The sequence below is a fragment of the Mycobacterium sp. 1245852.3 genome (assembly GCF_001669335.1).
Taxonomy (GTDB): domain Bacteria; phylum Actinomycetota; class Actinomycetes; order Mycobacteriales; family Mycobacteriaceae; genus Mycobacterium; species Mycobacterium europaeum_A.
The window spans coordinates 1-1,721 of sequence record NZ_LZLL01000252.1 but is presented as its reverse complement, the minus strand read 5'-3'; the positions used below and the strand labels follow the sequence as shown (position 1 = coordinate 1,721).

Below are 1,721 nucleotides of genomic sequence, written 5' to 3'. Positions count from 1 at the left end.
TCGAACCGGGGCAGCGCGAACAGCGTGATCAGCAACCCACCGACAAGCGCAATCAGCTCGGGGATCGGGAAGGGCCCGCCGGGGATCTTCCAGCGCCCGTCGAACTTCGCGATGACGATGCGGACCCGCGACGCTCGCGTGTACCACTTGGCGACAAACATCGGCGCTGTCCCGGCTCAGCGAGTTCCGCTATTGGTGAGGCCGTGGACGGTGTCTTTGGACACCACACCCAGCGAGGGCAGCGCCCCGATAATGCCGATGAGAATGACACCGACCGCGACGGTTTTCAGCGCAGCGGTCTTGTTCTTGACGACGAAGTACTCAAACACCGCCAAGACCGCCGTGCCGCCCATCAACAGGAACACTGCGAAGCTGATGCCCTGGTTCTTGACGTTGGCGCCGATATCCCAGATCGGGGCTGCCACTGTTAGGACATGGGCGGCCGCTGCTGAGGCAGACCCATCAGCGATGAAAGACGCGAAATTGTGAATCATTTCTTAGCTCCCTCCGGGGCTGTTGGTCGCGTAAACGCGCGGTGACTTACTGGGCGTCGTCGTGGTGGTCCGCGGAGTTAATGACGGTCCAGATGGCCCCGCCTGGTTGGGCGGGATGATGCTGGGCGCGTCGTTGATCCGGTCGACTTGCCAGTGACCGGCTGCCACCGACATCACGAGGGGGAAGTCCATCGGCATCAGCACGCCGCTGGCGGTTTGCATCACAGCCCGCACGGTGACCTCAATGCCGTCAGCTTTGGCGGGCACATCTTGGGCGGTGGCAGCCTCGGAATTCGTTTGCACCCGCTCGATAGCCATCGTGGTAAACCGCGGTGGTTGTTCGGCCGTGATCTTGGCAGCCGCCGAGATGTAGGGCGTCAGGTCTCCCTGCCCGTTGAGCATCGCGGCGAGGAACCCGGCGACGGTCTTGTACACCGGCCGGTCTTCGGACACCAATGTTTGCGTGGCCAGCTGCACCGGCAGCCCCGGTTGGCGATCCGGACGCGCATGCGGAAGCGTGAACGCGCGGTACAAGTTGTGGCTGTCGGCTGAGATATCGACCTGGAGCTTGACCGGCACCATGGAGGCGGCGTTGGCGGCTTTCGGAATCTCGGCGTCAACGACGACCGAATAGGTCTGAAAACCATCGTTGAAAACACCGGGAAGGCATGACGCAGCGCGTAACGCCCGTCCGCCGGCAGGCAGCGCCGACGGGGGAATGTCTCCGTCGTAGAACTGCTTGATCGCCGTGGCGTTCGACGGGTCTTTCAGATACGCATCCACGTAGCGCGCGGCGTAGGACTTCACCGCGGTGAATTGGTCTTGTTCGGCCGCTTCATCGGGCAGCTGGGGGCGGTTCAAGACGAGCAGCACAACCGCTGCGAGAAGCGGGATGTAACTGACCATGATGAACGCCAGAAACGACGCACTCGCTCGCGCGCGGAGCTCGTCGGCGCGGATGGGGTCCCCGCCACTGACACGCAGAAAGATCGAGTCCAGCGCACCGGCGATGGGGCGGGTCAACATACGGACCCCATCGCCTGGTTTTCCAGCACGTCAAGGAGCTGCAGTGCGGTGCTGCGGTTGTTGATGATGTGCGCGACCAGGGCCACGGACTTGGACTCGTTGAGGGGGTCGGCTCGCAGCTGGTCCATGAGCTCGCGCAGCTGGTCGCAGTAGGAGCGGACCGCAGCGTGGGTGCGGCGAATCGGCTGCGGCATGGGTGAG

3 protein-coding genes are annotated in these 1,721 nt (G+C 63.5%); all 3 read right to left on the bottom strand.

The window, feature by feature from the left end; genetic code table 11:
• Positions 1-176: 176 nt before the first annotated feature.
• Positions 177-494 carry a hypothetical protein gene (locus A9W96_RS11115; RefSeq protein WP_067139734.1) on the bottom strand — a complete coding sequence of 106 codons (318 nt, stop codon included), beginning with the start codon at positions 492-494 and terminating at the stop codon, positions 177-179.
• A gap of 3 nt (positions 495-497) precedes the next feature.
• Positions 498-1,301: a hypothetical protein gene (locus tag A9W96_RS11110; RefSeq protein ID WP_231999656.1), complete on the bottom strand. Its 804-nt coding sequence runs from the start codon at positions 1,299-1,301 to the stop codon at positions 498-500.
• A gap of 212 nt (positions 1,302-1,513) precedes the next feature.
• Positions 1,514-1,721, bottom strand: a 208-nt coding sequence (locus A9W96_RS32140; RefSeq protein ID WP_369830827.1) for a hypothetical protein, incomplete at its 5' end; no start/stop codon positions are given.

Excerpts from the sequence above, each read along its gene's own strand:
- A9W96_RS11115 (WP_067139734.1), bottom strand. The coding sequence starts at position 494 with ATGATTCACAATTTCGCGTCTTTCATCGCTGATGGGTCTGCCTCAGCA.